Source organism: Cohnella faecalis (assembly GCF_003570905.1).
Classification (GTDB): domain Bacteria; phylum Bacillota; class Bacilli; order Paenibacillales; family Paenibacillaceae; genus Cohnella; species Cohnella faecalis.
Map to the genome: position 1 here is coordinate 68,402 of NZ_QXJM01000029.1, position 22,818 is coordinate 91,219.

General features: G+C 47.2%; 17 protein-coding genes, 1 pseudogene and 1 riboswitch. Of the genes and pseudogenes, 1 reads left to right on the forward strand and 17 read right to left on the reverse strand.

Annotated features, from left to right (window positions below):
* Window positions 1-61 precede the first annotated feature (61 nt).
* Window positions 62-1,294: a YheC/YheD family endospore coat-associated protein gene (locus tag D3H35_RS08140; protein WP_119148599.1), complete on the forward strand. Its 1,233-nt coding sequence runs from the start codon at window positions 62-64 to the stop codon at window positions 1,292-1,294.
* Between the two features lie 171 nt (window positions 1,295-1,465).
* Here the strand turns inward: D3H35_RS08140 and D3H35_RS08145 are convergent, their stop codons facing one another.
* The 17 genes and pseudogenes from D3H35_RS08145 to D3H35_RS08240 all read right to left on the reverse strand — a co-directional run bounded on the left by D3H35_RS08145 (window position 1,466) and on the right by D3H35_RS08240 (window position 22,812).
* A complete protein-coding gene (locus tag D3H35_RS08145; RefSeq protein ID WP_378124834.1) occupies window positions 1,466-2,140 on the reverse strand; it encodes an HAD family hydrolase in 675 nt (224 codons plus the stop codon).
* Between the two features lie 108 nt (window positions 2,141-2,248).
* Complete coding sequence (locus D3H35_RS08150; RefSeq protein ID WP_119148600.1) at window positions 2,249-2,437, reverse strand: hypothetical protein; 189 nt, start codon at window positions 2,435-2,437, stop codon at window positions 2,249-2,251.
* Window positions 2,438-2,814: 377 nt separating this feature from the next.
* Window positions 2,815-3,462, reverse strand: a pseudogene (locus tag D3H35_RS08155) (rolling circle replication-associated protein); the annotation flags it as partial.
* Window positions 3,463-4,450: 988 nt separating this feature from the next.
* Window positions 4,451-4,678, reverse strand: coding sequence for a hypothetical protein (locus D3H35_RS08170; protein WP_119148604.1), 228 nt, complete (start codon window positions 4,676-4,678; stop codon window positions 4,451-4,453).
* Between the two features lie 135 nt (window positions 4,679-4,813).
* The gene (locus tag D3H35_RS08175; protein ID WP_119148605.1) at window positions 4,814-5,227 is read right to left on the reverse strand and encodes a hypothetical protein; all 414 of its coding nucleotides are present in this window, start codon (window positions 5,225-5,227) and stop codon (window positions 4,814-4,816) included.
* 238 nt (window positions 5,228-5,465) lie between these two features.
* Complete coding sequence (locus tag D3H35_RS08180) at window positions 5,466-6,017, reverse strand: hypothetical protein (RefSeq protein ID WP_119148606.1); 552 nt, start codon at window positions 6,015-6,017, stop codon at window positions 5,466-5,468.
* Window positions 6,014-6,703 (reverse strand): polymorphic toxin-type HINT domain-containing protein, encoded by a 690-nt coding sequence (locus D3H35_RS32180; RefSeq protein WP_119148607.1) that lies wholly within the window; start codon window positions 6,701-6,703, stop codon window positions 6,014-6,016. The genes D3H35_RS08180 and D3H35_RS32180 overlap by 4 nt, the downstream gene beginning before the upstream one ends.
* Window positions 6,595-7,275: an RHS repeat-associated core domain-containing protein gene (locus D3H35_RS32185; protein WP_119148608.1), complete on the reverse strand. Its 681-nt coding sequence runs from the start codon at window positions 7,273-7,275 to the stop codon at window positions 6,595-6,597. The genes D3H35_RS32180 and D3H35_RS32185 overlap by 109 nt, the downstream gene beginning before the upstream one ends.
* 1,026 nt (window positions 7,276-8,301) lie before the next feature.
* Window positions 8,302-8,736, reverse strand: a complete 435-nt coding sequence (locus D3H35_RS08200; RefSeq protein WP_119148610.1) for a hypothetical protein — start codon at window positions 8,734-8,736, stop codon at window positions 8,302-8,304.
* A gap of 16 nt (window positions 8,737-8,752) precedes the next feature.
* Window positions 8,753-11,665: a polymorphic toxin-type HINT domain-containing protein gene (locus D3H35_RS08205; RefSeq protein WP_119148611.1), complete on the reverse strand. Its 2,913-nt coding sequence runs from the start codon at window positions 11,663-11,665 to the stop codon at window positions 8,753-8,755.
* Window positions 11,623-14,337 carry an RHS repeat protein gene (locus tag D3H35_RS08210; RefSeq protein ID WP_119148612.1) on the reverse strand — a complete coding sequence of 905 codons (2,715 nt, stop codon included), beginning with the start codon at window positions 14,335-14,337 and terminating at the stop codon, window positions 11,623-11,625. Before D3H35_RS08210 ends, D3H35_RS08205 begins: the two co-directional genes overlap by 43 nt.
* 3 nt (window positions 14,338-14,340) lie before the next feature.
* Window positions 14,341-15,249 carry a hypothetical protein gene (locus D3H35_RS08215; protein ID WP_119148613.1) on the reverse strand — a complete coding sequence of 303 codons (909 nt, stop codon included), beginning with the start codon at window positions 15,247-15,249 and terminating at the stop codon, window positions 14,341-14,343.
* A gap of 30 nt (window positions 15,250-15,279) precedes the next feature.
* Window positions 15,280-18,048: a fibronectin type III domain-containing protein gene (locus tag D3H35_RS08220; protein WP_119148614.1), complete on the reverse strand. Its 2,769-nt coding sequence runs from the start codon at window positions 18,046-18,048 to the stop codon at window positions 15,280-15,282.
* Between the two features lie 303 nt (window positions 18,049-18,351).
* The gene (locus D3H35_RS08225) at window positions 18,352-19,794 is read right to left on the reverse strand and encodes a flotillin family protein (protein WP_119148615.1); all 1,443 of its coding nucleotides are present in this window, start codon (window positions 19,792-19,794) and stop codon (window positions 18,352-18,354) included.
* Window positions 19,795-19,838: 44 nt separating this feature from the next.
* Entirely contained in the window at window positions 19,839-20,339 is a 501-nt protein-coding gene (locus D3H35_RS08230; RefSeq protein ID WP_119148616.1) for an NfeD family protein, read from the reverse strand.
* A 301-nt stretch (window positions 20,340-20,640) separates the two neighbouring features.
* Window positions 20,641-21,813: a KamA family radical SAM protein gene (locus tag D3H35_RS08235; protein WP_119148617.1), complete on the reverse strand. Its 1,173-nt coding sequence runs from the start codon at window positions 21,811-21,813 to the stop codon at window positions 20,641-20,643.
* A gap of 190 nt (window positions 21,814-22,003) precedes the next feature.
* A riboswitch (cyclic di-AMP (ydaO/yuaA leader) is annotated at window positions 22,004-22,144 on the reverse strand.
* 98 nt (window positions 22,145-22,242) lie between these two features.
* The gene (locus D3H35_RS08240) at window positions 22,243-22,812 is read right to left on the reverse strand and encodes a manganese catalase family protein (protein ID WP_119148618.1); all 570 of its coding nucleotides are present in this window, start codon (window positions 22,810-22,812) and stop codon (window positions 22,243-22,245) included.
* Window positions 22,813-22,818 lie beyond the last annotated feature (6 nt).

Sequence of the window (22,818 nt, forward strand, 5' to 3'; positions counted from 1 at the left end):
ATCGCAATAATGAAAGCCGCGGCGCGAACCTTGGCTCGACGCAAAGGGAGGTGAGGCGGCTATGGCGCTTCCGTCCACTCCCGTACTCGGGATTCTGACCTTGTACTTGACCGACGAAGGGCGATTGGAAGAGCGCTCCGTCTACGAAAAAATGATCGCAGCCGGCAAAAGGCTCGGCATGACCGTCTTCGTCTTCACTCCCCGGGACGTGGACGACCGCAACGGCCGCATCAGCGCCCTCGTCTATCGGACCGATACGAAGAAGTGGAGCCGCAAGTGGATGAAATTCCCTCATGTCATCTACGACCGGTGCCGGATTCAAAAGTCGGTGCGATTCCAGGAGCTGCTGGCCTTCCGCAAAAAATATTCGCATCTCACGTTCCTCAACCGCCCGCTCCGCAACAAATGGACGGTGTATCGGACTCTCGGCAACGTCTCCTCCTTCCGCTCTCACCTGCCGTCGACCCGACTATTCCAGTCTTCCGACGACGTCGCCGATATGCTGAAGCGGTTTTCGACTGTTTATTTCAAGCCGATCAACGGAACCGGAGGCCGCGGCATCCTGCGCATCGACAAGGAGCGGAGAGGAACGCTTCTTCTTCAAGGACGGAATCACTCTCGCTCTATTGTTCAAGCCAAACGGATTCAGCCGGGCATGCTGTCGGCCGCGCTCCGTTCATGGGATAAACGGGGAGACCGTTACATCGTCCAGCAAGGCCTCAACATCAAGCTGCCGAACGGACGCGTGCACGACTACCGGATGCTCGTGCAGAAGAACGGACGCGGCGAATGGGAAGTAACCGGCTGCGCCGGCCGTATAGGTCCTTCGCAGAGCATTACATCCAATCTGCACGGCGGCGGGCAAGCCGCTTCCATGAACTCGCTGCTTCGGCATTGGGTAGGCAGCGAAGCCAAAATCTCGCAAATCCGCGAGACGGCCGAGTCGTTCAGCATTAGCGTCGCAAGGCATCTGGAGTCCACCTATTCGGACTTATGCGAGCTGGCGCTCGATCTCGCGATCGATCGCAACGGACGCGTGTGGCTGCTTGAGGTCAATCCGAAGCCGTCCAGAGAAGTGTTCCTCAAAGCCGGAGAAACCGACGTCTACCGGAAAGCGATTGTCCGGCCGATCGAATACGCGCTATGGGTGTACCAGCAAAAGCGCGGCTCCAAAAGCTCTCATCGCTCCCCTTCGGTAGCGTCCATTCGTTCCGTCGGCGGAGGCGGCTCTTACGCAGCCGGCTTCACCGGCCAGAATGGGGATTCTGCCATGGCCGAGGGCTATCCGACCTAAGCTTCTAAGGAAGCACTCGATTTCGCCCAATTGAAGCGGCTGGTCTGTTCGAGGTCTGCAAACTGCGAGAATAGACCGATTCCCGCGCTACCCCGTCAAAAACCAACCATAAGAGACATCCTCGGAAAATCCGAATGATTTTCGAGGATGCCTCTTACTTTTTACATACTCCTATGGAAGCAGAGTGATCAACTCTCTAAAGCTTCGAATAACCGCATCCGCCCCGTCGAGCTCGCCTTCGCGCCGGAAGCCTGCGTAATCGCAGCCGACTACGAACAACCCGTTCTTTTTGCCTGCCTCCACATCCGACGACCGATCCCCCACCATCCACGCCGACTTCACTCCGAACGTGTCCAGCAGCTTTCTCACCAGATCGACCTTCGACAACGTAGCGAACTCGCCCGCGCTGTAAGTTCCTTCGAACAATCCGGCGATCTCTTTGGCGACGGGAACACCTTTCACGTACTCCTCAAGCCCGTTGCTCGCTATGAACAATCGAATGCCTCGGTTTCGCAGCTCCTCCAGCGTCTCCCGGACGTGCGGATACAACGAGCCCCGGCCTGCCTCCAGCTCTTCAAGCTCATATTGAAGCATAAGAACGTTGGCTCGTTCGTGCGCCTCCTCGGAGCCATCCGGAATAATCTTCTTCCAAATGTCGCTCAGCAGCATTCCAAGCGAGCCGAGCAACGAAGCAATCGGCGGCGTCTCTTGCGTGTACAAGCCTTCCTCGCGCAACGTATCGAATACGCGGGCATGAACCGTCTCCAGCAGCGTTTCGGTTTGAAACAAGGTGCCGTCTAAGTCGAAGATGACGGCTTCGGGGGTAAGGGCAATAATTGACTTCACTTTCCACACCAGCTTTTGTTTGTATTTGATAAAGGCTTATTCGCATAAGATTTAGCGAATTTATTCGTCAACTTTACTTTCAATATAATATATCGTCACGAAAGCATCCTAATTAAAACCAAACATTCGCTTTTTAACTAAGTACTCCTTATCAAAAATCCCAACTATTTCATTCACACAAATCGTTGGCAACGGCACTCTAGTTTCCTGTTCCAAAATTAAATCTATCCCCACAAAAAATCTTGTAATAAAAAATTCTACTGATGAAAACAAAGGTTCATGATTCAATACTACCATTTCTATCCCTCCAGCATTTCGTATATTTTAATTCTACACCACTATTCAGGAACAGCCACCCGTAGCAGTGTTACTTGTAACCCTCTTGTTAAAAAACGAAGAGACTATAGGTTTCTGTTCCCCATCTTCCCAACAAATAAAGTCGTCCCTCAGCGGAAGCTTCTCAGCTGTAGGACGACTCTTTTCATTAATTCTATCTACTCGGAAGTAACCGTAGGGTAATGTCTTTCTTCATCGCCGTGCTGCCTTCCGCCAGCCTTTTCAGCAACGTTGCGGGCGAACTCATCCCGGTTCCGATAAACGTCCTCTACCGTCATTGGCCCGAGGATAGCGCGAAGGTGGCCCTCCATCGGCAGGCAATAAATCCGCCTCAGATCAACGCTTCCATGCCCCCAGATGGCGCTAAACGTCCCATCCGCCAACTCCGCTCTCGGAATCGTAGGGAGATCAGCGAGCAGGTGATAGTGAAGCGTTCCGCTCCGCTGAAAGGAACGGACGGCGAGATACTTAAAATCATCGTACCGTTCGCGCATCCGCTTCACCCAGTTCTCGAAGTCTCTGACCGATTCATCCAACGATACGTCTTCCTTCTCATAGGTCAACGTAAGGAACTTATGACCTTCGCAGAAGTTCCGATCCATCAGGTGACAGAAGCGCTCACGCTCAGAGAGCGTCAGTCGTCCCGGCTTCGGCGTTCGGTCAGGACGCTTTCCGGCATGTTCTTCCCTTTTCGACGGCTCCAGAATCGCCGTGTGGATGAGCTTCTCTAGCTTCGACAACAACGGGTTATCAGCTACCTCCGCAATTTCCGCGCTTCGCTCCGCCTTCGATCTCCGTGGATTCTTCCCGCCCTCGTAAATCTTCCGTCCGTAGCGTTTCGTACGCAGACAATTACCAATCTTCACCATCTGGCAGTTGTAGCTTTTCATCGCATCCATCTCCTCTCCGGGTTTTACGGAAGCAATACTTACGCTCAAACTTGCCTCTTTCCTGACTCGGCCAGTCCATACGCCAAAGCCTTCCATAACCCTCTGACCTTGCCAACGTCGCTACAGCAATCGTCGTCTTCGGGCGCAAGAGAGTCTTAAAATCGTTGGAGGAAACAGTGATATACAGCTCACCCCTCCTCCTCTTCATCCAGATAGATTCCCAGCCCTCGATTTCGTTGGTTGAAGAGCAGCCCATATCGCTTCATCTTCCTTTCTTGTTACAGATACCTAAATAAATCAGGCACTCCGAAATCCACACCACGTTGTGCTCATGGGAACCGAACTATTTCTTCGTTCAACGCGAAGGACAACACGGGGAAGGCATTACAGCATATAAACGCATAAAAGCCCCCATCAGCGACTTCAGGACGATTAACGTCCATCCAGTCGCCATCGGGGGCGAGTTAGAGCCATTCACTTCCAGAGAACAGGGAATTTCCAGCGCATTCTCATTCATCCAGATACCTCGATACCATCTCGTAAGACTTCGAAGGACGAGCGAAGCGAAGTCCTCTCCGAGCGATAGCGAGGAGTAGAGCACATTCAATTCCTTGAAGCTTTATCTGCGCGAAGCGGCTCAGGCTCCATTGGGCAGACCCTGCCCACAGATATTCAGGCGGCTTCACGTTCTTCCTCTTTCTCACCATCCGTTCTTCGCTTCGCTCGAAAGACTCCGCTTCGCTCCGTCCGCCTTCTTACCTTCGGTCTTCGGGAAGAGCAGGATGTTCAGGTGTAGAATCATGTTCTACTTCTGAATATCGCCACCGCTTTTATACGTCGTATACCACAACTCCTACAGTCTCGTCTCGCTTGGAGAAGACCTGATTTCCCATAGCAGCGCAGCCGATTCCTGTATTCTCCACATCGGAGCACATGGCACGTTCTCCATAGAATCAGCCCAAAGCGTAGCCGATCGGCGGTATATTCATTCGTCTCTCGGTATAGATATACCATAGTATTACAGGAGCTTATCGAGACTCAGTCACCGATAGGAAAGTTCTATCGCTCTTTTTCCGGCGCAGCGTTACTCCTCACGTTCGCCGCTTTCAGCATCCTTCACAGGTCGAACCCAAATCCCATTCTCCAGCAACGAGCGGAGCACATCCGCTTCCGTTCTTCTGGCAGGGTCGTACACCGCAGGCTTCCGCTCGCGATTTTCCAAGCGGATGAGTTTCCTTCTTAGCGCTGCTTCAAGGGAATCTTCCACGTCCAATCCTCCGCTCGATTCGGTCATCGTGGTCACAGGCTCCATAACGCTCTCTCTCGTCCATCTTACCGATACTTGCAAATAAAGTCTCAAGGAAGTGCCGAGAAGTCCACCTTGCACGGTTTCCGGTCGTCATACGTCCAATTCGCGTAGGCGGACTTCGTTCGGTTCGCGTAACGATTAGCGGATAGGCTCGTTTCGCTCATAGTACAACGTCCTTCTCGCCAGCTCGTTCTGCCCAAAGGTCATAACGCCGTCCATCCGAACGCGGGTCAAGTAATCCTCTCGCCCAGCCAGACGGTCAATCTCCGCAAGGACACGGGGGTCAACGAGGTCGGACGGGTCATCGGCGGCTAACGTTAGTTCCAAGCAAGCTCGTGATTCCAGTACGTGCCATTGTGGATCAGACTGGACGGGAGGGGGCTTTAGCTCCGAGAGCAGTTCAGTTAACACTTTCCGAATCGAATTCTCCAGATTCGCGTCGCCGCTCCCGCGATCTCGGTTAATCAGATCCACCACGTAGCTGCTCGCATTCGGAAGTCCGTCCAGAAAAGCCTTAATATCAGCAGGAACACTTATTGATTTGTTGGCCATCAGATATCTCCTCGTTTCATTCAGTTCCCTTTGAATAAGAACTTTCTAGTCTTGAATGATTCACCCCGCTCAAGCAGGACGAGACATACGGGCGATTGGCATTATATGAGTTCAGTTTCCGAGGGAAGTCACTATGAATTATTAAATAAAGCGGGTTACGACTTAGCCGCCCGATTCATTCGGCACTGGATTGGGTAAAGAAAGACCTTGAGGATTGCAGCCCTCAAGGTCTTAGTGACTAGGAAATCCCTAAATCATGTTTAATTTTACTTAGTGAATCAAGAAGTATTGTTAATTGCTCCGAAGTAATTTTAATGACTGTAGGTTTGTACCCTTTCATAAACGCTTCAAAAGGTATGACTTCCTCATTTTCTATTGGTTCTACATAGTGCCACCTATAACTAGGACTGAGTTCAATATAAGATTTACCGTCTTTCTGATAAACCCAGGTTTGAAAATCTCTACTAGACCAAATCCAATATTCTTGGTACACATCCTCCTCGTCTTCTCCTACTTCGTCCGATAAGTCATTTGTCCAAACATTCCACTTTTCCCCCACTCTACCGATGTCTAGAGTTGAATTAAGTGTCATTTGATTTGTTACACATTTAGATAGACCTCTATAAATAGTGGTCACAGCCTCTTGAATTGTATCTATAAAGATACACACTTCATTGGGTTTTTCTTTAAATATTACAGATATTTCATCAAGTTTATTTTTTATCGGATACTCAGAATAAAAGTCAAATTGAGTATCCTCGGTCAACTTAATGGAGCAATAAATACTCATTTTATCCTACCTTTCTTATCTACAAGCCCTTCCTTCCTAAGAATAGCTTGCATTGTTGGGGTCAGTTCACTCCATGACCTAACATGCCCATGGTAAAGCCCATCGCTTGTTTTATCAAGAACAACGAACTCCCCGTTACTAACTGCTATTCTTCGGTCAGTATTTGGCCCAATAGATAATGACTTATTTAATGCGTCTTGCCCGTCAATCGGCGCCTTAATCTTCACACTATTATTGGTAGTACCATGATATGGTGCGTCCTCATACTTTCCAAATGGACAATTCGTATTATGAACCCAAATACCAAGGTCACTGACGAAGTAGGTATGGAATTCATCGACTGTCATGTTGTAAACTGTGACGTGCTTGTGCAACAGTTCAATACTGGTTATTTCCAGTGTATTCCCATCACTCTGAACAAGCAAGTCACCAACCTTGAGGTCTTTGACAAACGTCCATCCCTTGTCTTCCACATAGAACGGATGATTGAAGGTCGATTCTATTACTTGGTCGCCCACATGGATGCTGTAAATCTCATCCGTCTCATGGTTCATTGTAGCCGTAACCTCTTTGTACGCTACCTCACGAGTCTCTTCATCCTTCGAGAGAACCATATCTCCGACTTCAATGTCTTCGATGTTTTTCTCCCCTTCGTCTGTTTGAACCTTAGTCCCTGCCGTGAACAGTTACAGGACGCTGCTTCTACTGCTTTGAGACCTTTGGCTAATCGAGGGACCGCCTTCGCAATGATCTTCATTGCCGCGCTGCTGCCCAGCGCCATCTGCAGCACATTGCCCAACTGCTTGCCGTACTCCTTCACCTCTGCGTTGGTCGGCTTTCCTCCCCATACGTGCTTGGAGTATTCAACAAGGTATTTGATAGGCTCGGTTGCGCTGGCTCCGATGGCCTTGCCTAAATCTACAATCGACAAATCCCCCGCGATTAGCGCTCTGCCCAATTGTAACAGGGTCCTTGGGGATTTCAGCATGTCCATGATCGCATCCCCGGCCGATGCCCCGATGCCCATCAACAGATTATCGATCTGGCGCCATCCGATATTTCCGCTCGGATCCAAGTACATCATCGGATTGTTGTAGACGTAGGTGTATAGATTGAGCGTCAGCGGATTCGCCAGATCCCCTTCGTAGCTGTCCTTGCTTATGAACCGGCCAATGGAAGGGTCGATACCTCTCTCGCAAATAATAGAGCCCCGTTTCCTTATCGTACATTTCTCCGGCGTACTTGAACGTGTTGTCAACCGTTTCCGACTGAGTGTCGATATTCCCCCACTCGTCGTACTTGTAGCTGTTTTTAACTACTCCGGCGGTATCTACGATTTGAACAACGTCGCCATGACCATTATACAAATAGTAATAACTCTTTTCTGTTTGTGTCGTTTTATCGAGCTTGGCCAGTATGCGGTCGGGGCCTCGTACATACTGGGCTTTCACCGTATTGGCAGCGTTAGATTCGGCTATTACTTCCCCTGCTGCATTATAGTGATACCGCGTGACATCCGATCCTGTCGTCTTCTTAATACGAAGACCGTCCAAGCCATACTGGATATTCGTTGTAGTCGCTCCGCTTTGAACCGAGGTCAGGCGATTCCACTTGTCGAAATTATAGGTGGAGTTCGTACGTATTAGCATCGTTGTCCCCGTTCGGGCGCAGCACGCTTGTCAACCGGTTTAACACATCGTAACCATACGTAGTCGTTCCGGTGCTGTCCGTCACCGATGTCATGCTCTGTTGTTATGTTCGTAATCTAGATGACGACTACGAGATTCGATACAGAGTTTAAGGTTCAGGCAATTGGTTTGACAGGGAGAATATCGAAGACGGAGAAAGATTACGGAGATTTCATTCCATAAACGCGGATGGTAGGAGCGGCCTCGTAGGCTCTTTGTACCCTGTACGGTGATTAAAGAGCGATGAAGGGCTAGACCTCTACACTAGCCTCCCGGCGAGGCGAATCTTTTCTGTATTTCTATTGTTCGGGTCGGCTTTTTCATTCAGATTATACGCACACAGCATTTCGAAGAAATTTATATGAATTTGGATTTTTTTCATCAGTAAGATGGGCTACAAAAAAGACCTTGAATCAGCCAGTATCTGCCAAAGGTTATCTCTTATCCATATATGACAAAGCAGGAAAAGAAAAGACTTGTCGAATCTACATCCAATGAGGGTTAAGATATTTTGGGTCGTGCCGCCCGATTTATTCGGCACCGATGTGGTAAGAAATTGACCTTGAAAGAATTATCTCTCAAGGTCAATTAATCTGTTATGATACTATCTTCTTTAACTCTTCAATATCATCATTAAAAACACTATTAGTAGTGTTAATGACATTAAGGACATTTCTTGATACCTTTTGAATTAATCGTTTCAATTCTAATATGCTCATATCAATTGAGATACTTATGTTTTCTCCGCTTGCATTTCTTTTAATAAATTCCAGTGTTACACTATCATTTTCTTTCTTCTCTCCTCGAATATTGAACGGGCCATCCATGAAACTAAAGTTAACAGCTACCCCAACTGGTGATAATTCAAGTTGGTTTATTGATTTATTCCACCATGTCAAAATGACAACAATAAAATCACTCCAGTTATATCCGGGGAAATATTCATTATCAACATTAAAATATATTTCGCCTGTTACTGCCCCCTTCTTATTAATGTTAATAGATGACTCATTAAAAATGATATCAAGCAACTCACTCACCGCCTTATCAGTATATCGGATATGCTGTTTCAATAGTCTTTGTCTTTGTATTAACCCACATTTCAACTGTAATTCCGTTAGCCTCCCCTCTAACCAATACTCTATCTCCCTGTGTTTGTAGTCTACTTCCGTTCTTATATGCTGCTCTAACTGTCTTTTCTACTTGAGCTTCGTTCATGTAGCTTGGAAAAATAGTTTTCCCGCCACTTTGTTGAGCACGAGAACCATTTGCAATATGTCCAGATGAGATATGTTCCATATCAATTTCTACTTTTTTATACGATGGGAGGTTTATCGGCTTACAGGCAGTATTATGCACCCAAATCCCAAGATCACTGACAAAGTAGGTATGGAATTCATCAACCGTCATGTTGTAAACAGTGACGTTCTTATATTCTAGTTCGATGCTGTCTATCTTGAGAGTATCCCCATCACTCTGAACAAGCAAGTCACCGACTTTGAGGTCTTTGACGAATGTCCATCCTTTATCCTTCACATAGAACGGATGGTTGAAGGTCGATTCAATCGTCTGACCGCCCACATAGATGTTATAAATCTCATCCGTCTCATGATTAAACGTAGCTGTAACCTCTTTGTAAGCTACCTCGCCCGTCGTTTCATCCTTTGAGAGAACTCTATCTCCAACCTCAATGTCTTCGATCTTCTTCTCGCCTTCGTCTGTTTGAACCTTAGTCCCTGCCGTGAAACAGTTACAGGATGCTGCTTCTACTGCTTTGAGACCTTTGGCTAATCGAGGGACCGCCTTCGCAATTATCTTCATTGCGGCGCTGCTGCCCAGCGCCATCTGCAGCACATTGCCTAGTTGCTTGCCGTACTCCTTTACTTCGGCGTTGGTCGGCTTTCCTCCCCATACGTGCTTGGAGTTTTCTACGAGATATCTGATTGGCTCGATCGCGCTGGCACCGATGGCCTTGCCCAAATCCACGAACGATAAGTCTCCTGTGATCAAAGCTTTGCCCAGTTGCATCAGGGTCCAAGGGGATTTTAGCATATCCATGAGCGTATCCCCGGCTGAAGCCGCTATCCCCATCAGCAGATTATCGATCTGGCGCCACCCGATATTTCCGCTCGGATCCAAGTACATCATCGGATTGTTGTAGACGTAGGTGTATAGATTGAGCGTCAGCGGATTCGCCAGATCCCCTTCGTAGCTGTCCTTGCTTATGAACCGGCCAATGGAAGGGTCGTAATACCTCGCGCGCAAATAATAAAGTCCTGTTTCCTTATCGTACATTTCTCCGGCGTACTTGAACATATTGTCAACCGTTTCCGACTGAGTGTCGATATTCCCCCACTCGTCGTACTTGTAGCTGTTTTTGACTACTCCGGCGGTATCTACTATTTGAACAACGTCGCCATGACCGTTATACAAATAGTAATATCTCTTTTCTGTTTGTGTCGTTTTATCGAGCTTGGCCAGTATTCGGTCGGGGCCTCGTACATATTGGGCCTTCACCGTATTAGCAGCGTTAGATTCGGCTATTACTTCTCCGGCTGCATTATAGTGATACCGCGTGGCATCCGATCCTGTCGTCTTCTTAATACGAAGCCCGTCCAAGCCATACTGGATGTTCGTTGTAGTCGCTCCGCTTTGAACCGAGGTCAGGCGATTCCACTTGTCGAAATTATAGGTGGAATCAGTCCACGCAGGCTGCTCGCCGCTAGTGCTTTGCTTCGAAATCGTACGGTTTCCGAAAACATCGTACGTATAAGCATCGTTGTCCCCGTTTGGACGCAACACGGTTGTCAACCTGTTTAACGCATCGTAACCATAAGTCGTAGTTCCGGTGCTGTCCGTCACCGATGTCATATTGCCGTTATTGTCATACTCATAGTTGAAAAAGCTGAGACTCTGGCTACCTTTTTTGTTGGTCACGCTCGTCAAACGATTAAGTTTGTTATATACATATTCCGTTTTCAAATACGTGCCGTCGCTTAGCTTGGGGTAAGTAACGGATTTCAGCTTGCCATCCGGGTAAAAGTCGTATTCTGCATACTGGCTGTCTGTCGTATACTGCGCGCTGCTCCCGTCTGTTTGTACTCGCTTGATACGTGATTTGTCAAAGTAATATCGTGTGTAGCGATCAAAGCTGTCTTCAACACGAGTTGTCCTTGCTAATTTATCGTACGAATTGGTAAATTTATGGATATACCCTTCACTGATTATCGTACTTGAACTCAGTAAACCGTAATTGGTGTACGATATGGTTTGGAATTGCTTTAGCCCATTGTTCTCGTACCATTTTACGCTTCCAGCTCCGAATGGCGTACTATAAAAAGTCCGGATTTCCTGATTGCCGACCTGCTCATTTTTCAATCGATTATTTGAATCGTATTGATAAGAAAAGACACTTTGGTTTAAGTCAGATTTGGCCGTCAGATTACCCGACTTGTCAGGAGCGAATTGTTCGCTTTGCCCAGAAGCGCTGGTCTTCGTGATCAATCTTCCCGCTTCGTCGAAAGTCCGGCTTGTCGTCCATGTGTTCCCTTGCTTGATAGCGCTCAACTCGCCTAGCAGATTATACTTGTACTCGCTAATCTGCTGCAGCGGATCGGTAACGGATACCAGACGATCCAACTTATCGTAAGCAAAGCTCGTCATGTTCCCTTTTGCATCCGTATTGGAAGTAACGTTCCCGCTGAAATCGTAGGTGTAATACTGATTCAGCGCCCCAGTAGTTGATGTCCAATTCGGATAAACGCTAGTCTGAACGATATTGCCCCATTGATCCAAAATGGACTCCAGCATATTTTCCTTCAAACTAGCGGAAGGAGCTTGCCTAAAGCTTGCTACGTTAGCGGCTGGTACAAAATAATTGGATCTCTTGCGAGTCGTAAAGTCATACTCGCTGCGATTCAAATTCCCGTAAGCATCGACAGTTTCCGCCAGCTCTCCCATGGATCGTAGGAATACGTTGCAACGTTACTCTCGGCATCTTTAACATAAATCGGTCGATTTACTTTATCATAGCGATAATCGGTTATAGCCCAACCATTGTCATCGTCATAAGTCTGAACTTGCCGCGGGTTTCCGAACCCATCATAGATCTGATTTTGTAAGTTGTACGTGGTGCCGAAAGATTCGCCGACTTTTTGGAGTTCGATATAAGATTCTAATACGGTATTAATAATTTGCGTATTGTTCGCATCATAATAGTTAGAATAACGATAGGGAAAATACTGATACTTTTGCGTCATGGTGTAGTCGTTGCCGTCTTCCCCTGTATAAGCAGGTAATGCAATGGAAGTTACACGCCCAAGATCGTCGTAACTGTATGTGGTCGTCGCACCTTCCGAATTCGTATCCGTGCGTACAAGCCCCAACAACAGATCATAGGTTTTGGTAGAAGTCGATTCGACTAAATTATTATTTGAATCCGTATAGTACTCCTTGCTTATAGTCGGAAAAGCGAATTTGCCGTCGGGTCCGTAAATGCGCACGGATTTTGCCTGCTTGTTGTTCTCCAGCGGCTTGGTTACCTCGATTCTGAAGCCTTCGGGACCTTGCGCATATACATATTGAGTCGTTTCATTCGCTGCGTTCGTGTAAGTCAGAATTCTGCCAAGAGTGTCAAAGGTATACGATTCCGTAAGCAAAGTTGCAGCCTTCTGATACCACTGCTTTTGAGTAAGCATTTTGTAGGTCGGTTCATACGTGAATGACGTCGTATACAGCGCCTTGGTAGCCGCATTCTGGTATTGCGTGCTCGTTAAAGGCTGGGTGATCGACTGAAGCCCGCCCCAATCCGTATAGGTTTGACCGATATACTGCGTATTGTACGCCGTTCCCCCTGACGTTATATCTTCTATTTTAAGCTTAGTTGGTTTTGTCTTAAAATTCGAATCGAATTCCTGATAGGTCACACGTTTTTTCTCATTGCTCGAAGTCGTCACTTCCGCCGTTACCATTTGCATCTTTTTATTATACGTCCGCTTAACTTTCTGGCCGCTTCCCAACATGTATTCGGACGAAAAAAGATAGGAAGTCGGAAGCACTTCTGTGGATGAGTACGTCGGGTATCCTGTTAGATCATTTGTGTATGCATATGAAGTGTCGTTAATTTTCGCGTTGGAAGCCGGATCGTTGCCTGTATAATACGAAGTGGCGGTGTTGGGATTATATCTACGCACTTCATCGTATCTTCGTGCTACTCTATAGGCGTCTGTCGCACCATCAGGTCCTAAGTTACGAATTGTTGCTCCGTATTCGTACATGGATCTGGAATGGGGGTATCTTGCCTCGGCTAATAGAATAGCAAAAGTATAAGCCGATGGATTTAAGCTTTTCGTATGAAACATAAAGCGGACCTTCTGTGACGGTGACTGGTACGAAAAGGAGTTTACTAGGCCTGCTCTATCCACTACTTGCCATAGCGTAGGAATGAAAAAGGTTTCGATTACGTTATCGTTAGAATCTAAAAGAGCAACGTTTCTTCTATCCTTTATATATCTGACAGAGACCGTATGAGAAGGATTGTCTGGATCTTTGACCAATACGTCAATATTCTCACCATTAAAGTTAGTGGCGTTGATGGTGTCTTCATAAGTAAACGTGACTGTTCTGCCGACACTGTCAATTATTTCGGAAATGAACGGATACGTATTACCGAATACTGTCCGATTCGTATGCTTGAACGTAATTTGATTTCCGAAACGATCTTGTATTCCGACTAACCGACCATCGTCAGCAAAATAGGTTCTTCGTTTGTCCGAGCTAACAAAAACATATGCAGCGCTGACTTGGCTGTTATTAAATCCGTATACAGGATCGTTGGTTTGAATCTGCCGAAATTCAGCATCTTTCCCTTCATAATTGGCTAGATTGGAATCGCTTGTATCAGGCGTGAATTCGACAGAGTAAGAGGCGCCGGTTCCATCATGAAAAGTCAGATAAGTCTTTCCACTATACTTTTCTTTCTGAACGGAAGGAAATGCCAGAAACCAGCCTGTTCCTAAGTCATATCGGGAACGCAGGTAATTATTTTTATCTGGTATGTTACTGGTTTTTACGGTATACGTGCTGTATGTCGTCTGCACTTGTCCATAAAATCGAGAGGCGAAATCAATATACGATGTATTTGTCGTAGAATAGTTATAATCATTTTCGACGAGCCACGCCGCAGATTCACTGGTGTATGGTCCTAAATAAAAAGTGCTGCAAGTTGATCCCGGGTAGCATCTTGTTACTTCGACGTACCATCCCAAGGTGGAGTACGTTGTCGACGAGCTGGAAGATGAGGTGACCGTGACTTTTTTAGTCGCGCCCTCTGACATGGATGAATTATAAATTCTGGCAATGGACAGATCCAATCCGTCCTTCCCCGGTAATACAATGTCTGTCTGCTTAAGCGTAAGCGAGCCGGTAATCGGGTCGATCAACTCCTCGGTCGAGTTCCGATCGGCGAGAAACGGCTTTTGATTTTCGTTATTCTGTTTGCTGGCAATATTGTTTAGAACGCCTTCCAGCCCTTGAATATTAACGGCAGCTTGTACGGACCCTCCGCTAAATGCCAAAAACATGGCGATAGCCAGGATAGACGAAAAGAAGGTCTTCTTAACGTTTCGTATCACAGACTATCTCACCTCCGTAGTCATTTTCACTGCAGCGGATTGACGATTCTTCTCGTCCTTGTATTGTTGCAACAACTCTTCCAATGGAATCTGATTCGCTTCTGCGAACGCCTTGAGCTTTTCAACGAGTAATGGAGGAAGGTCATTGACTTCGACGCTGTTCTCTTTATCCGAAATAACTTGTTTTTTGCCAAGAGAATCTTTCGTTAATCCCTCTTGACTCTCAGCCTCTTGATCGGGAAGAACATTTATCTCCGGCGCGGTATCTTGCGTTTTAACTTGATTGATTGCATCGCTAATTGCTTTCTTTCCTTGCTGTTGATATGCCCTAGCTACATCGGTGATGTTCAACTCTCTGTTTTCTTGCTTGGCTAATAGCAGCAGAGATTTTTCTTCCTCAGTCAACTTAAACGATCGTAGAGCATTATACTCGGAAGAAAATTGTTTTCTTAACTCCTGTTCAAGTCTGCTTTGCTTTTCATCCAATAACTTGGATTGCACGTCCTCCCAGTCGGCTCCATCCGTCTTGGCATGTAAAACTTCTTCAGGATCGATACCGACTTGATTACCGATTTCATCTGCCCGGAAGATATCTTCCAGTCCATAGCCCTCATTTAAAAACTTCTCTAACTGGTCAGCGTCAATGGAGTAGGGGTCAATCGCGGAATTACCGCCTAGTTGCTCAAGACTCCCTGAAAATAGGGGTTCGAAATTATCAGGACTATCCCCTTTGATCTCAATGGTTGTATCCGCTGGCTTGGCCGTGTCGGGAGGTACCGCTAGTTGTTTGCTCGGTTGATTTATATCCAAGCTAACTTCCTTTTTATCAGAACCAAACGTTATGCCAGAGAAGCTAGAAAATACGATGCCAAAGCATAGAGATACGACTACCCATTTATTGTTTGTTTTCATGTTTTACTCTCCTTATATGTTTTGATTAATTCAATTTTGCGCGATATCCACATCTTTCGTATCGCTTGCCGCGACAACAAAAGCTTTGCTCAGATCAGCCCCTGGAATTTGATTTAACGGAACTCTTAATTCCAGAATCGCGCTTGCAGCAACCTTCGTTCCGTTCACGATCCGCTTTGATCCGATGCCATCGCTTTCCGGGGTTCCCGTCCACATCCATTGCCAAGAACCGTTATTGTATTTGTGCACGGTTACATCGTTTTCATGCCAACTAGCAATTTCATAGTAGGCTTTTAATGTACCCACCGATGTATTGTTTCGAGTGACCGAAGAGTAGGTCGTGGCTCCGGTCATCGGAAAATAAACAAAATAATTATCGTCATTATAGCCGTGCGGGTACAATAGATCATAATCCGTTACTCGCCCCAATTCGATCATTAAATAAACATAAGAAGCATCTTGATCGATGTATACTCGTCTAATATCGCGTTCGGGCTGCTTGTCAGCCATATTTATAAAATCATCATAGCCGTCCTCAATCAACTTCGTTCTCGTTACCCATTCGACAGGGTTTCCATCTGCGATGAGAGTGTTTTGTGGTGGAACGGATATAGATCTTTTCGTAAGATTGCCGTTATTATCATATTGAAAGTTTATTTTCGCACCCGTCACGAAACTCTCCAATTGACTCAGTTGATTAGATGCGTTGTACGTGTATACTAACCCCTTGCCATTGACAGTGGCACTGTTTACTATTGACCAGGGGGTCCAGGAGGCACCGTTGTAAACACGCAAAGCAAACTCGTACTCTCCCCGCAGCAAACTAACGGAATGACTCGTTCCTGAACTTGTAACAATGCCTGAATCATAAGTTTCCCAATACCCTTTTTTCATCCCTACAATTTGATACTTGACTTGATAAGGATTACTTACATTCCATGCTAGAGTAAGACTGTTCTCTACCGTAGCATCGACACGAAAATTGCTAATTGTAGGCAGTGCATTTACGGTAATCGTCTGGGTAACTTCGCTGCTCCAGCTTTCCCCATTAAATACTTTTAGTTTAACCGTCCATGTCCCTTCCGACAGAGCGCTAAGGAACGTATGTTCATTTGCACTCGAAAGCTGGTCTTGAGAACTATAAGTTTCCGTTCCATTCACTTTCGACACCGTGACCAAATATTTAACTTGATTTAACGTTCCGCTATAGCTCCATGTCACTTTAGGATAAGGAGTAGTATATGCGATTCCGCTTGTGATTGTCGCGCTTGGAGATGGAACTTCGCTGTTACTCCAGTTTACAATCAGCTTTACATTATCGCAGGAACAGCCTCCGGGGTAACTGAAAGAGGCAAAAGAAACGTTGGCCCCTGTATGATTGATATTATCGCCGACAGAGTATAATCCAATCGAAATTTCTCCACCCGAAAAACTATCCTTAGTCATTTCCGTGACATCAAAATAGACATACTGTACTCCGCCCACTTGCATTACGTTAACGGCTGATCCCGGATTAGTAGTTACACGCAATGGTGCATTGCTGTACGTCGTATATTTATTCCATGTCTGTGCAACCCGATAAGGCTGAATTGTTGCCTGATAATAGTCTGATACACTAATAACTTTTGTTCTTAGCACACTGCTGGTAATAGTTGTTCCAGTAGAAGGAATACCGGATAAAGAAAATCTGGTATAGGCATTTTTATATCTATAAGTTGAATACATCCCATTAGTAGCACCAAGTTTGGCAACGGTTAGTAGAGGATCGTCTCCATACGAAGTGTTGGGATTTCCCGAATCGACAAATGTATCATCGTTCCCGTCTACAATCTCCGTAGACGGATCTATCGTTACCGGATAGCTTAATTGTGCGCTGTCCCACGTTAAGTCCAGATAGGTTCGGTCTCGCTCGTTACGTTTCGTTATGATTACGTCCCGACGTACACCATGATTATCCTCCAACCATGCGGGCATTATTCGCAAGCTTTCATTGGATAAACGATCATTCAAATTCCCTCTCAACTCGAAAGAAATTTGACTCGGAGATTGTTCGCTCTTTAGAATAATATTTTCCTTTACACCTTGACTGGTGGCGATCAGCTCTATATCCGTATTCTGCCAGACCTCGGCGTACAAAAGCTTATTTTTCGAACCATCAGCAGGTTTAACCCCTTTGGACGCTTCGGAAACACCGACCGGAATAAACGTCAGCTTCTCTTTTCCATGACCAATTGAATATCCTTTATATATTTTCTTGGGTAACTTTAAGCTAAAAGGCAATCTAAGAGCCATGAAATCCGTTTCGGATCGATCTAGCTTTCCTTGCTTTTTCTTTTGTTTCACCTTTTCCACATCATTGAACACTTCTTTAGAAAGCGTCGTGTTCGGCAACAGTTCAATTTCATCCTCATCAATCAAACTTGTGTCCATATCCTGAAGCTGTCCATTTGCGTCTTCATAATGAATATCCGTCATTGAATATTCCGTTTGGAAGGTACCGTCTCCCAACACAAATTGTTTACTATTGCGAGTACGCTTTTCAATCAATTCTATTCTTGTACGTGACGTTCCCTCAGTTCCCGCCTGCAATTTATCGGGGTTAAAATCATCGGATCCAAAAATAGGCGTGCTTGCATCAATCGCCGGAGGTTGCTTTAATTCAGCATCCGCAGGGATTTGAAGTGGAACAGATGTATCGGAAGCCGGGTCTAATTCTTCGGCATTCGTACTCAAGCTTGGGGCACAACAAAAAAGAATGAACGCGCTGATTGTGATAATCCTAATTAACTTATGGAACATAACATCCTCCTTGATAGTGCACTCGTCTACACTTTATTAAGATTAGAAATCTGAAAATACTACAAAAATGGAAATCTTTTTCTCCTTCCTATCGATAATATTTGCTTTTTTCCGTTATTTTAAGGTTACACTTCCATCATGTTACTTTATTATCTCAAAAATTGGAATGCTTGGATCGCAAACTGATTAATTGAGCTATTCTAACAGAGACTTCGTTTCTACCAGCAGGTTCTCATCACAAATTAAAAAGCCGCTCCTATAGAAGATGAACTTCTCTAAAGGAGCGACTCATTTTTATTTCTTCTACTCGGAAGAAACAGGAGGAGTAATGTCTTTCTTCATCGCGGTGCTGCCTTCCGCCAGCCTTTTCAGCAATTGGTTCACGTCGACCCCGGTCAGAGCGTTGACCGTTTCCGGCATTTTGGCGAGCAAATCCGTTACGTACCCGGTCACCTTGCCTGCGCCTCCGTTCGGTCCGCTCCCTCCGCCGTCGACGATAACGATTTTCTCCGTGCGGGAGAGCGGCTCAGCGATTGCCCTTGCAATTTCCGGGAATTTGTCGATAATGAGCTCCACGACAGCGGCCTCGCCGTATTTGCGCAGCGCGTCGGCAATTTTGTCCTTCGCCTCTGCCTCGGCTAAACCTTTCAGCCGGATAACATCGGCTTGCGCCGTACCTTCCGCACGTTCCTTATCTGCGTTGGCATTACCGGCGAGACGTACCGACTCCGCTTCTGCTCTCGCCTTTGCCTCGATCTGGTAACGTTCGGCTTCCGCTCGTTGTTCCTGCGCATAGCGGTCGGCATCGGCTTGCTTCTTCACGGTAGCAACGAGCTCGCGCTCGCGTCGTTCGATTTCCTTCGATTCTAGCTCGATTTGCTTTTCCCGCTCAATGACTTGAATTTGCATTTCCTCGGCTTTAACCGATTGGAGCGTTTTCGCTTCCTGCAGCTTGTACGCTTGGTCGGCTTCGGCTTTTTTCAAGTCCTGCTCCTTCTTGAATTCGGCCTTCTTCACCTCCATCGCTTTGTGCGCTTCGGCGATATTCGTCTCGGCATTGAACTCGGCTTTCTTGCCGTCCTCCATCGCTTTCGATTTTGCCACCGTCTCATCGCGAAACGCATTGGCTTTGGCAATTTCAGCATCTCTTTTTACTTGCGCAATTTGCGGCTGTCCGAGCGCATCCAGATAGCCGTTCTTATCCCGAACGTCGCGGATCGTGAACGAAACGATCTGCAATCCCATCTTGTTCAGGTCACTCGCAGCTACTTCCTGCACGTTGCGGGCGAACTCATCCCGGTTCCGATAAACGTCCTCTACCGTCATTGTCCCGAGGATAGCGCGAAGGTGGCCCTCCATCGTCTGCGTTGCAATGCTCTTAAGCTCTTCCTCCGGCTTACCCAAAAATTGTTCGGCAGCTGTCGCGATCGACTCTTGGTCGCCCTTGATTTTAATTTGGGCGACTCCGTCCACCATGACGGGAACGCCATGCATCGTATAAACTTCCGGAGTCGGAATTTCTAACGTTTGAACCTGCAAAGACAGCATCGATGCATTTTGAACAACCGGCCATATGAATGCGCCTCCGGCTTTAACGATTTTCATTCCGTCCTTGGTGAGCGCACCGGTAATGATCATTGCCTCGTCGGCCTTTACCGTCCGATAGCGGGACGCGAACACTACGATTAGCACTAGCACCACAATTACAATTCCAACCGGGATCAACAACGTGCTGTTTAATTCCATTTTCCGAAACTCCCTCTCTCTATTACGCGAATGATATAATGTCCTTACCAAGTCTCCACAACGAATGTTCCGGCCATTTCACCTACAATTCGGACCGACGTCCCTTGTGAAATAACGGGTTCTCCTGCGGATTTCGCTGGCGCGCTATGCCGGGTCCCCCCTTGCTCATACACGATCTCTCCCAATCGAGGAGCTTTGATGGCGGTAACGACTTCCGCGGCGAGTCCGATCATCGCTTTAGCCGATTTCGCCATTCCTTTCTGAGCGGCATGAAGCGGAAGAACGACGGCGAACAATACAACCGAAGACACCGCAAGCGCACTTATAAGCGATACGGATGCGACCGCTATCATTGACCAGTCGGTCTGATTCAACAGCATATAACCGATTCCGCCAAATACGTTCAAAAAGGTCGCAATGACCGTCGGCGACAAATAAGGCAAATCTCCCGAGTGGAAGTCGAAACCGAGCCAATCCCCAAAAACGAGCGATAAAAGGGCGTATCCCGCTCCAATCCCGAACAATACCAGCATAATAATGTCCATTCTCCACCCCCTCTCGATGACTAGGCATCCGGAATATACCAGTTTCAGAAGATTCTTTCCAGTACTACGTTGCATCTTGTGGAAGGTTTCTCATCGTAGGAGACGCAATTAACAGCAAAACAGGAGCTGCTCATTTGGTCAAAACCAACCAAACAAGCAGCCCCAGTGTAAATAATCACAAATAAATCTCGTACAGGGAGCGTAATCCCTCACCATTTTTTGCTCACTTTAACCTCTAATCGTCGCAATGTACGGGATTCTCATAGCGACGCTCACAAGCGAATAAGAGGCTCTTCCTGCCCTACCTCACCTTAACCCGTTGAACAGGCATATCCGACAGAGCGTTCACGGAGACGACAGCTTCCGTTTTCTTTTGCGGCGGGGTCCAATATCGATCGCTGCCCGGCAAATCGTCGAACCATGATGCGTCCTTGGGACAATCCAGCATCATGAAACGTCCGTATTGGCCATCTCTCGACTGATGATATTTCAAGTACGCCATGCCGTTCTCGATAGCCAAAATCTCGATTTTTCCGGACGTATGGCTCATAGCAAGACGAACCCGCTTGCCCAACCCGGAAGTCAGCGATTTGGCTTCTTCGACGATACGATACACCTTTTCCAATGGCAGCACGAACTCCCGATTGCCCGCAACCGGACGATTAATAAAGAAATAGTAAGGAGTCACCCCTGCCCACGATAGTCGATCAAGCAGCTCTCCCAGTACCTTCGGATTATCGTTGATCCCTTTCAACACGGGAGTCTGATTCACGACAATCGCCCCTGCCTTATGCAAAGCGTCGAAGCCTCTAACCGCTTCCGGCGTTATTTCCCGGGGATGGTTAATATGCGCCATGACATATATCCTTTTCTCCGGACCGGAGAACTCGCGGATCGCGGCGAGCAGCTCCTCATCCTCGTAAATCCGCATCGGATTAAATACGGGAATTTTGGAGCCCAGACGAATGATTTTTACATGGTCGATCTCACGCAGCCGTTGCAAAATCGCCCTCAGCTTCGGAGCCGCAAGAATGAGACTGTCGCCCCCCGTCAGCAGCACATTGCTGATTTCGGGATGGCTCGCGATATAATCAAGCCCCGGCTCTACATCAGAGGTCGCTTCTTTGACATCGTTGCGGAACAACCGTTTGCGGAAGCAATATCTGCAATAGGCTCCGCACACTTCCGATACGATCAGAAGCGCCGTCGAGTCGTATTTGTGCTGGCAGCCGGGAACGACGTAATTCGTGTCCTCGTCCGATGCGTCCCAGCGGCCGAACTCCTTCAACTCGCCTTCGTTCGGGATAACAAGCTTGCGGATCGGATCGTTAGGATCGTTCCAATCGATCAGCTTCAAATAATAGTCGTTGACGCGAAATACGAATTTGTTCGTAATAGACTTCAGATTTTCCCGCTCCGTCTCCGGCAATTGCGCGATTTTTCCGATGTCGGTAATATACTTGGGCTGCGGCAATGGAATTCCTCCTCAAGTGATATTGTCGATTCTCATGAAACGGCTCCCGGACCTCTCTCCCCCTCCCGAACCAAAATAAAAGACCCTTCGTGCGCGAAAAAAGAAGCTTTTCCGCGAGCAGGGTCTCATTCGTTTAAACAGAAAAAGACCCTCGAAGGGTCAGAAATATGCGGCCTGAATAAAAAGGCAACTATCGACCCATCCAAAGCCGACGAGGTTAGCTGACGGGCTCGGGATAGATGGTTCCCTACATTCCTCGCGGAATGATGCGCCCCTAACGATTGGTTCCCCCGCTTTCCGGATGAATCCGGAAACTAAGCTTGTATTAACTCTATTCTAATAATTCTAAAAAGTCAAACTTACATTATGGAAAAATGCCAAATAACCGATGCTGCCTCGCAGCGGACAACATCGGTTATCGAGGTGTACTCAGTACACCTTCTTCTGCTCCCTGTCCGCTTTCAAAATCTCGACCGCTTCCTTGAAACGGAAGGAATGGACGATCTCCCTCTCCCGGAGAAACTTGAGGCTGTCCTTAAGATCGACGTCGTCGGTAATGTCGATCAGCCATTGGTAAGTCGCGCGCGCCTTCTCCTCCGCTGCGATATCCTCGTACAAGTCGGCGATAGGATCGCCCTTCGTACCGATGTAGCTCGCCGTCCACGGCACTCCCGCCGCATTGTTGTAGAACATCCCGCCGTCGTGATTGACGAAGTTCGCGCCAAGACCCGCCGCTTCGAGCTGATCCGGCGTCGAGTCCTTCGTCAGCTTGTAGATCATCGTGGCGATCATCTCAAGATGGGCGAATTCCTCCGTGCCAATATCCGTAAGCAGTCCAATTACTCTGTCGGGTATGGAATAGCGCTGATTCAAATAGCGAAGCGCCGCCGAAAGCTCGCCGTCCGCCCCTCCGTATTGCTCGACCAGATATCGAGCCATCCTCGGATCGCATTTGCCCACGCGCACGGGATATTGCAGCTTTTTCTCATAAATCCACATGTTCGC

Coding starts and splice junctions, on each gene's coding strand:
- D3H35_RS08175 (WP_119148605.1), bottom strand. CDS start 5,227: ATGGCCAACAAATCAATAAGTGTTCCTGCTGATATTAAGGCTTTTCTG.
- D3H35_RS08140 (WP_119148599.1), top strand. CDS start 62: ATGGCGCTTCCGTCCACTCCCGTACTCGGGATTCTGACCTTGTACTTG.
- D3H35_RS08240 (WP_119148618.1), bottom strand. CDS start 22,812: ATGTGGATTTATGAGAAAAAGCTGCAATATCCCGTGCGCGTGGGCAAA.
- D3H35_RS08180 (WP_119148606.1), bottom strand. CDS start 6,017: ATGAGTATTTATTGCTCCATTAAGTTGACCGAGGATACTCAATTTGAC.
- D3H35_RS08230 (WP_119148616.1), bottom strand. CDS start 20,339: ATGGACATTATTATGCTGGTATTGTTCGGGATTGGAGCGGGATACGCC.
- D3H35_RS08150 (WP_119148600.1), bottom strand. CDS start 2,437: ATGGTAGTATTGAATCATGAACCTTTGTTTTCATCAGTAGAATTTTTT.
- D3H35_RS08225 (WP_119148615.1), bottom strand. CDS start 19,794: ATGGAATTAAACAGCACGTTGTTGATCCCGGTTGGAATTGTAATTGTG.
- D3H35_RS08170 (WP_119148604.1), bottom strand. CDS start 4,678: ATGGAGCCTGTGACCACGATGACCGAATCGAGCGGAGGATTGGACGTG.
- D3H35_RS08215 (WP_119148613.1), bottom strand. CDS start 15,249: ATGAAAACAAACAATAAATGGGTAGTCGTATCTCTATGCTTTGGCATC.
- D3H35_RS08220 (WP_119148614.1), bottom strand. CDS start 18,048: ATGTTCCATAAGTTAATTAGGATTATCACAATCAGCGCGTTCATTCTT.
- D3H35_RS08205 (WP_119148611.1), bottom strand. CDS start 11,665: ATGGGAGAGCTGGCGGAAACTGTCGATGCTTACGGGAATTTGAATCGC.